Below are 8,774 nucleotides of genomic sequence, written 5' to 3' on the forward strand. Positions count from 1 at the left end.
TAGCTGGAGACAAATCCAACTAAAAGGGTATTCCTATTTCAGTCCGGCCGCCAAAAGACCAGCCGCCAAGCGGGCAAATTCTTCCAAATCCAGCGCTTCCCCGCGGACGCTGGGAGACAGCTGAGCAGCTCCCAAGGCTGCTGTCAGCTGAGCCTTGGTCTCTTCTGACTTGCCAAAAGCACTGGTCAGGTTATTCCAGAGGGTTTTGCGGCGGTGGGCAAAGCTAGCCTTGGCCACCTTAAAGAAAAATTTCTCGTCACTCACCTCAACAGCCGGCTGCTCCCGCCGCACCATCTTGAGAATGGCCGAGTCCACATTGGGCGCAGGGACAAAGACGGTTCGCGGCACGACAAAAGCGACCTTGGCCGTCATATAATACTGAACCGCGATGGACAGGCTGCCGTAGGCCTTGGTCTTGGGCTGGGCCGAAATCCGGTCGGCTACTTCCTTCTGCATCATGACGACAAACTCACTGAAAGGAATGCCGCTCTCAATCAGGTGCATGAGGATAGGCGTCGTGATGTAGTAGGGCAGGTTGGCCACCACCTTGATGGGCAGATCAGGATTTTTAAACTCAGCTATGTACTGAGCCAGATCCACCTTGAGAATGTCCTGATTGACCACCTGAACATTGTCAAAATCCCGCAGGGTATCGGCCAAAATCGGCACCAGCCGCTCATCAATCTCAAAGGCCATGACCTCGGCCGCTCTCTCTGCTAAAAACTCGGTCAAGGCTCCAATACCGGGCCCGATTTCGATGACATTGACCTGCTCATCAATCTCAGCCGTATCCACAATTTTCTGGAGAATATTGGTGTCAGTCAGGAAATTCTGACCGAAAGATTTTTTAAAGGTAAACCCGTGGCGCTCCAGCACGGCCCGGGTCACACTGTAGTCTGCGATACGCATGTTGTCTCTTTTCTAATTTTTTATTTGGAAGTCAGCTGCTCTAACAGTTCACAGAGTTTTTCCTGCTCCGCCTCCTGATAGGCAAAGGAATTGGCCTTGACCTCTCGGCATTTTTCATTGTAAAGAAAGCCTTCATAGCCGTCCTCTGTGGCTAGCATTGTATAAACTCTTGCCATTTGCTCAGGGCTGATGGAAAACTTGGATTTGATTTTATAGAGCTTCCTTGCCAAAACATTGAGATGGGCATAGCGCCTCATATCCACCTTGACATTAGTCACACGGACAGCCTGAATCTTGATGGCTGTCCACTGCCTGCGCAGATAGAGCGAAAGCATCAAGAGGGCCAGCTTGTTCTGATAGTAAGTATGGGCAGGACTGTAATGCTTTTGTCCCTTTAAATTATCAAAATCCAGCTTAAGGAAGGGATAGAGCATCAGTCCCTGAGAGGAAATATTGAGAATCCGGCCGTCCTCAGACTGCTCCAGCAAATCTCTGAGAAGCTGCGAGAGCAGAAAAGGCGCTGCCACATTGGTCGCAAACTGCTTTTCCAGCCCGTCTTTGGTGATGATGGGCTCCTTGACCGATAAGTCAAAATCCGCCGCATTGTTTATCAAGACATCCAAGGTCTGCTGCTCCTGCCTGTAGCGGCTGACAGCCTGCCGGATGCTCTCCATATCGGCAAGATCAGCCAGCAGATAGCTCACATGAGGATGGCCTGTTTGCTGGATAATTTCCTGACAGGCCCGCTCCGCCGCCTCTTTTCTTCGGCAAAGCATGGTTACCTGCCAGCCTTTCTCCGCTAATTGTTTGACGGCCTGGTAGCCAATCCCGCTGTTGCCGCCTGTAATAAGGGCTTTTTTCATGACAATCACGCTTTCTATCAAAAATGAATGATACCAAGGGCAAACAGCAGCCCCACAAGCAGTACCAGCAATATGACGATGGCCAGGCCTTGCCCGTCTGATGAACTTTGTCCAATCATCTGGTCCGCCTTCTCTGCCTCCCTGTCCCTGTCTCCCCTTTCCAGCACGTTCAGGTGCTGAGAGGAAAATGCTGCCTCTGTGACTTTCCGCTCATCTCCGACAGCATAAATCACCATATCGCCTGTCGCGTAAAGCTTCAAGTCCTCTGCCATCCGAAACTGATTCGAGCCCGACTGCAGATTTTGGTCCAGGGTTTTAAATTTCGCCCTGATTTCCTGCATGGCTGGCTCAAAGTCCTCCTCCAGATAAAGCAGGTCAGACAGGTCAAAACAGCACACATCATCCGCTCTGCCATTGAGCTCAACCAACTGGACAAAGACATCATAATCACTGACAGCATCAGGAAAGTGCTCTCTGATAAAGTTCCGATGCCTTTGGGCATTCTGCAGGGCCTTTTCATAGGGAAGCCGGAGCTCAAAAGCCTGCTTCTGATCCAGCGAATCAAAGCGGTCAAGATGCCCGTGCTGGAGAAGTTCTCCTCCCAGCCGCCACAGATCAATGGCTGCCTCCAGACTCTCTTGATCCCAGAGAAAATACCAAAAATCCGGAATTTCCTCATCGTTTTCGCTTATGACCGCTTGATCCGTCCCTTTTTCAGCAGAGGGATTCTGCAGATAAAAGACCGCATTTTCAATCAAGCCTTCTTGCATGCTCTCATCTCCCTTCCTGAGGGTAGGCAGACATGGCCGCTTCCACCTCTGCCAAGGTCACTCCAAAGAGCTCCAGCCGCTTGAGCAGCTGCTTGCCGTTGGAATAGCCGATGCGGAGTTCCTCGCCCAGAAATTCCCGGCGCTGGCGGCTGTCAGAAGCCATGAGCAGGCCCAGCCGCAGCAGGTCGCTCTTGCTAATATCAAAATTTTCCTCATCGTCAAAATGGCCGACCACTCCGCTCAGGGCTGCCTGCAGGTCTTCAAAAGAGGCATGCTCCACCCCCAGCGAGCGGCCCTTGCTCTTGGACTTGGGCGCTGCCTCCCCTCGCCTAAGAAAGGCATGTTTGGCCGTCGGCACCGCCTCCATAATGATCCGGCGGATGCGCTCGCCATTGTAGTCGGGATCGGTAAAGACAATGACCCCGCGCAGGGCATTGAGCTTGTCAATCCGCTCCAAGTCCTCTTCATTGATGGCAGAACCCCGGGTCTCGTAAGTATCCACCTCATAGAAACGGCGGAGATTGGCCGTGTCGTCCTTGCCTTCAACGACCAGAACTTCCGAAATCTTTATTTTCTCAGTCAAGGCCAAACACCTTCTTTGCATTAGCATAAGTTGCCTGCGCTGTTTCTTCCACGGTCAAACAGCGGAGCTCTGCAATTTTCTCCACCACATAGCGGGTATAGGCCGTCTTATTTTCGCGGCCACGCTTGGGCACCGGTGCCAGATAGGGCGCATCCGTCTCGACCAGTATCTTATCCAGCGGCAGCTGGCTCGCTGCCTCCTGAATATCGGCCGCCTTTTTAAAAGTCACCACACCGGAAAAGGAAATGCTCATGCCCAGCTCGACAAAGCGCTCTGCCATTTCCAAAGAACCTGAGTAAGAGTGCATGATGCCGCCGCGAGGCCCGACGCCCTCGCTCTTGATCACCGCATAGGTGTCTTCCAAAGCGTCGCGGGTATGAACCACAAAGGGCAGGTCCAGCTCTTTCGACAGCTGAATCTGCCGGCGGAAAACCCGCTCCTGCACTTCCTTGGGCGCTGTCATCCAGTGATAGTCCAGCCCAATCTCGCCCAGCGCCACCACCTTAGGATGGCGAAGCTTATCCAGCAGATAGGCTTCCACCGCCTCATCATAGTTCCCGGCTTCGGTCGGATGCCAGCCCAGTGTCAGGTAGATTTGAGAATAGCGATCCGCCAGCTCAATCCCACGCTCAATGGTCGGCCGATCAAAGCCCACCACATTGTGCAGGACCACTCCCATCTCTGCAGCCAGTGCCAGCTCTTCCGCCTCCCGGCCGGCAAATTCTTCCACATTCAAATGCGTGTGTGTATCAAAAATCCTCATGGTTTACTTCCTTGTATTTCCTGTCCTTCATTATACCAGAAATAAAGCAAAAAATCAGAAGGCTTTCCTTTCAAAATCAAAAATCCTTTTCGTCATTCATCCAAGTATGCTTTTAACTCTCGCATCGGAAGAATGAGGCAAACAGCCAACAGCAACAAGAGCAGCAACGGAGGGAGGATATAAGGGATACCAACACTGCTGGCTAGGGCAATCACCAACATGGATAAAATGCCGGGAACAGCCATGCTGAAGACATTGATAGCTGACTGGATAGCTCCCATAGATTCTTCTGGAATCAGGCTAAAGGCAGCTTTCTGCAGTCTGGGACTCAGCAGACCGACTGTGACGGCACAGCCAACAGCAGCCAGCAAGACCAGCAAAAAATTCTGCCAAAAGAAACCAACAAGCAGTACCCCCTCACATGCTTGGCCACTGTACATGATCAGCTTGGTCGAAAGTTTTTTCAGCAGGCTGCCGCTGAAGACATTCCCTAAAATCAGACCAACAGACATCAGTGTAATCAAGAGAGCAATAGACTGACCGGCCTGCAAGCCCCCAAAAGGCCTTTTCAGCAATAAAAGAGTCGCTACTGGCGTCAGAATGTTCAGAGTGACCTGCCCAAAGGTTGAAACCAATAACAACCTCACAACGTTTTTCAATCCCAGCAAGACTTTAAGAGAATTCAATAAATGCTGCCAATAATTTTCTCTATTTAGCTCCTTGGCACTGCTGAGCTCCGGTTCTAAGTCCTGTAAGCTTTTACTAATATGCCAAAACCCAAGGTAAGCTAGCAAGAATGTCAGAGCATTTAGTCCTGCCAAAGCTCCAATACTCATCCAAGCAATGAGAAAACCGCCAGCTAGATTCCCCAAAATATGAACCAAACTCATACTAGCCTGCCGAAAGCCCATTGCAGAGGTCATATCTTGCTTAATCACCTTTACATAAACTGGGGTCAGCATGGCACCTGAAAAATAACTCAGACTATCCGACAGAAAGTTAATCAAGCAAATCACAAGCAGAATCAAGAAAGAGAAGTCTTGCCCAAGCAGCAAAAACGTTACCAAGCTATATAAAAATACCTTACTAAACTGTATAAGCAGGTATTTATGAATACGATTCTTCTGAAAGTCCGCCGCAACTCCAGTAAAAACTTGAATTAACTGAGGTAGCGTTTCAGAAAGAGAAATCAATAAAACCGCAAGTGGAGCAAAGGAATAGGCGGAAACATAGTTCATCAAAGCCAAATAAAAAACAATGTCTCCAAAACCTGAAATCCATTGATTGATGAGCAACTGGCGAAAATTTTTGTTTTTTGCAAAAACAATCATACGACATCTCCTTTACTCTTGTTAGATTTTTGTTTAACAAATCATAACAATTGATTAATCGATTGTCAAATTTTTATTAGATTATTGTTTTACAAAAAGAAGACCTAGAATGAATCCGGGTCTTCTGAAACTATGTTAGGTCCTGTTTGAACTTCTCTATAATTTTTTGAATCAGTTCTTTATTGACCGTGTATTTAACCGCATCTTCGCCCACGGCAAGCTCCAGCAAGCCAGAGTTTAAGAGTTTCTGCGTATGAAAGGAGATAGAGGCTCTTGTGAGTCCCAGCTTTTGAGCAATGTCTTTATTTTTCGCATGCGGCTGAATCAGCTCCAGCAAGACCTTATAGCGCGTCTCATCTCCCAAAGTTTTCAAGATTGAGGCAAAACGTTCATCATCCAGCTCCGGTTCCGCCTTTGCCAGCTGAGCACTTCTTGTCGAGACAAGGAAAGAATAAGATTTGAAACTCGGAATTTTTTCAAAAAAAGAGTCTATAAACAAGGGCGAAAGGACAAAAACTTGCGTTTCCTGTTCCAGCAGCTTGGCTCTCAGCGCCTCATCAGCCAACAGATCAGCCGCTTTAAAATCCTCTTCAAAGGCCAGCACTTCCTGCTCAAAGCGCTCATAGACAGGCTGATAGAGGGCAAATACCTGCTCCAGCAGGGAAACCAGCTGGTCCCGCAGCTTCTCTGGATGCTGAATAGCTTGGTACCAGTACCATTTATTCTCCGGCAATTTGTCGCTATCCTCTAAAAGAGCCAGCAAATCCTTGGGCTGTTTACTAGCAGAAAGCTTCAGAGCCAAACAATGCATGATGTCCTCTGCTTCTAATGCCTTCAAACCAGCCAGCAGGGCTCGCAGATCAGCTGGGTCTTCTCCCTTTTCCAACAGATAAAGATAGAGGAGAGGAGCCAGCCCTACTGTAGCCTCCTCAAAGAGACTGACTGCCAGCAAATCGCTTTTCAAAGGAAGTAAAGCCTGATAGAGCTTATCATAGTGCGGCTGTACATCAAGAAGCAGCTCCTTTTGATTCTGCCGTAAATCCTTCCACATATGTTTATCATCCCTTGAAACGATGGCAGGCACCATGAGAAATTCATATAACTTACTACGATAATGAACAAGCTTTACGCCCACAGATTCTTCCCTCCTTACATATACTCCGTCTCTGACCGAAAAGAGTGTACAATTCCTGTTTTTCATTATACCAAAAATCAAGCAAAATATTCATCCCCTTCTGCTCTGTTCATCTCCTGACAAAAATCCATCTCTATAAAATAAGAACTTTTTTAGAAACTTTCATCTAGTCCTTAAGACCGATTTTATCTTTTTTCGATATTTTCTTATTGATTATCGATAAAATCCGTGTTATACTTACTAAGAAATGAAACGTTAGTCGGAGGAAATTATGACAGACAAAATAAAAAAGACTGCTGAAGATATGAGCATTACTCTTACAAAAATCAGTATCAGCCTTTTATTTATTGCTTCCATTATCCTGATAGCCCTAGGACCTTGGGTCGTCAACCTAGTTATCGAATTTCCCTCTCCTTTCTTTCAAGGGGAGACGCGCTTTTGGATCTTGCTGCTGTTTGGCTATGTCCTAGGCTGCCTGGCTCTGGCCTGCATTGTCCATCTCTATCGACTCCTAAGCCGCATTGGTAAAAATCAGGTTTTTATCACACAAAATGTTCAGTACATGCGCTATCTTGGCTGGGAAGTGGGCACTGTTGCTCTTATCTCCCTCTTTATGGGACTGACAGCCTATTTGCCCATGCTCTTAGTCACTGTTTCCTGTAGCATCTTGACTCTGATTATCCGTGTCATCCGCAATGCCTTTGGCAAGGCCATTGAGCTACAGGATCAAGTGGACTACACCATTTAGGAGGTCTTATGATTCAGATAAATTTAGACCTTGTCATGGCGCAAAAGCGCATCAGTGCTGGCCGTTTAGCAGAGTTGATTGACCTAACTCCAGCCAATCTATCTATCCTAAAAAATAATCGAGCCAAGGCTGTCCGCTTTTCAACACTCAACGCTCTCTGCCGTGAATTAGACTGCCAGCCTGGCGATATTTTGGAGTATATCCCTGACGATGAGGAGGAGAAATAATTATGGAATATCCAGCACAAGAGCAGATGAATGTCCAGCCTTGTCTGCCCGCAGAGGAGGAAAGACAGACCATCTTCGCAGGCCTAGAGGACAAGCAACTGCGATTCTTTAAAATCAGCTATCTAATCCTCTATCTTTTAACCTACTTTTACTCTGCAGTATTTTTTAATTATCAAACTGCATCCTTTTTCCCTTTTGCAATCGGTCTTATATTATTAAGCGAAGCCTTAATCAGGAAATTGTCCTATCCATCACTGCAGATAAAAAATCTTGACAGCAGATTAGAGGCTAGAAGCTTTCTGATCATGACGCTAGCTCAAGCCCTAGCTTTAAGTCTCTGGGGACTTCATCGCCAGCTAGAATTTTTTCAATTTCTGGCCATCCACATCTCATTCGCCTTCTATATTCTGTCCCGTACCGGCTGGTTAAGCCAGGGACGTTTGGGGATTCTGGTCTGGTTTGACACCATTCAAGCCTTCTGCATCCTGCCCTTTAAAAATTTCATTGCTGCTATTCTAGTCTTTATAGAAGGTAAGCAGCAGGACTCTTCTGACAGCTCTGACAGTCTGTCTTCGAAGAAAGCTCAACAGCTCGCGATTATCGTCAGCAGCTTCTTTGTTGCAGGAATCTTGGTCTACTTTGTCTGGTCCCAGCTGAGTCAGGTTTCAGACAGCTTTGCCTCCTTCTTCAGCAATACCGCTGATTTCATTGAGAACCTCCTTGACTCCCTCTTTTCAAGTCTTGATAGCAGCATGATTCTCTTCAAGGCCTGCCTGGCTGTTCCTGTCAGTCTGTACTTGTACGGCCTCCTAGTTGGCAGTCTGTTAGGCAAAAAAGATACTAAACTTAGCTACAAAAAATTTCAAGCAAGCATCCGTCCTTTGCGAGTAGCACCCGCTTTCGCAGCCTACATTATCATCGGCAGCCTCTGCCTGACCTATGCTCTCTTCTTCCTGACGGGTCTGGGTGAGCTCGGTCAGCTCCTAAGCACCGGAACAGTAGCTCAGGCTATTTCTCCGCAGAATGCTTCAACTGTTGCCGTAGCTGGCTTCTGGCAGCTGGTTCGGGTCTCTATCCTTAACTTTGCAGTCCTAGGCGTCTTCTATCTGATTGCCAAAAAACCGCTCTGGGATCAGAAAGGGACGCGATTCGCAGCTACTATCCTCTTTATCTTTACCGGTCTGCTGGCCTTGCTAGCTGGCTGGAAATTATTTGGCATCTACATCTACCTTTACGGACCAACACCGCTGCGCTTGATTTCAGCTTGGTTCATCCTTGTTCTCTTAGTCTGGTGCCTACTGACCCTGATTCGTTTCTATAAACCTATCCAAGCTATTCGCATCGGTATCTTTTACGCCCTGATAAGCTTTACCTTGCTCTGTTATCTGTATCCAATGCTTTTACCAGTAGCAAAATAAGCAACTGTACTTAACTATACACAAAAA

The 8,774-nt window shown here is 47.5% G+C and carries 10 protein-coding genes; 3 read left to right on the forward strand and 7 right to left on the reverse strand.

Annotated elements, in window-relative coordinates; all coding sequences use genetic code 11:
* Positions 1–33 precede the first annotated feature (33 nt).
* The 7 genes from rsmA to STRDD11_RS01870 form a co-directional block, all read right to left on the reverse strand.
* A complete protein-coding gene (gene rsmA / locus STRDD11_RS01840) occupies positions 34–909 on the reverse strand; it encodes a 16S rRNA (adenine(1518)-N(6)/adenine(1519)-N(6))-dimethyltransferase RsmA (protein ID WP_128834796.1) in 876 nt (291 codons plus the stop codon).
* 20 nt (positions 910–929) lie between these two features.
* Complete coding sequence (locus STRDD11_RS01845) at positions 930–1,772, reverse strand: SDR family NAD(P)-dependent oxidoreductase (RefSeq protein ID WP_128834798.1); 843 nt, start codon at positions 1,770–1,772, stop codon at positions 930–932.
* Positions 1,773–1,789: 17 nt separating this feature from the next.
* Complete coding sequence (locus STRDD11_RS01850; RefSeq protein WP_128834800.1) at positions 1,790–2,542, reverse strand: hypothetical protein; 753 nt, start codon at positions 2,540–2,542, stop codon at positions 1,790–1,792.
* Positions 2,543–2,546: 4 nt separating this feature from the next.
* Positions 2,547–3,146, reverse strand: coding sequence for a ribonuclease M5 (gene rnmV / locus STRDD11_RS01855; RefSeq protein WP_164828355.1), 600 nt, complete (start codon positions 3,144–3,146; stop codon positions 2,547–2,549).
* On the reverse strand, positions 3,118–3,888 hold the full coding sequence (locus tag STRDD11_RS01860) for a TatD family hydrolase (protein WP_128834804.1): 771 nt from the start codon (positions 3,886–3,888) through the stop codon (positions 3,118–3,120). Before STRDD11_RS01860 ends, rnmV begins: the two co-directional genes overlap by 29 nt.
* 92 nt (positions 3,889–3,980) lie before the next feature.
* The gene (locus STRDD11_RS01865; protein ID WP_128834807.1) at positions 3,981–5,219 is read right to left on the reverse strand and encodes an MFS transporter; all 1,239 of its coding nucleotides are present in this window, start codon (positions 5,217–5,219) and stop codon (positions 3,981–3,983) included.
* Positions 5,220–5,349: 130 nt separating this feature from the next.
* A complete protein-coding gene (locus STRDD11_RS01870) occupies positions 5,350–6,420 on the reverse strand; it encodes a winged helix-turn-helix transcriptional regulator (protein ID WP_128834809.1) in 1,071 nt (356 codons plus the stop codon).
* A 205-nt stretch (positions 6,421–6,625) separates the two neighbouring features.
* Here STRDD11_RS01870 and STRDD11_RS01875 point away from each other — a divergent pair, with 205 nt between their 5' ends.
* From STRDD11_RS01875 to STRDD11_RS01885, 3 genes are read left to right on the forward strand one after another with little or no spacing between them, the layout of a single operon-like run.
* Complete coding sequence (locus tag STRDD11_RS01875; RefSeq protein WP_128834811.1) at positions 6,626–7,102, forward strand: DUF2975 domain-containing protein; 477 nt, start codon at positions 6,626–6,628, stop codon at positions 7,100–7,102.
* A gap of 8 nt (positions 7,103–7,110) precedes the next feature.
* On the forward strand, positions 7,111–7,329 hold the full coding sequence (locus tag STRDD11_RS01880) for a helix-turn-helix domain-containing protein (RefSeq protein ID WP_002899126.1): 219 nt from the start codon (positions 7,111–7,113) through the stop codon (positions 7,327–7,329).
* 2 nt (positions 7,330–7,331) lie between these two features.
* Positions 7,332–8,747 (forward strand): DUF4153 domain-containing protein, encoded by a 1,416-nt coding sequence (locus STRDD11_RS01885; RefSeq protein WP_128834813.1) that lies wholly within the window; start codon positions 7,332–7,334, stop codon positions 8,745–8,747.
* The last annotated feature ends 27 nt before the right edge of the window (positions 8,748–8,774 follow it).

It is taken from the genome of Streptococcus sp. DD11 (genome assembly GCF_001578865.1).
In the GTDB taxonomy this organism is placed as follows: Bacteria; Bacillota; Bacilli; order Lactobacillales; family Streptococcaceae; genus Streptococcus; species Streptococcus panodentis.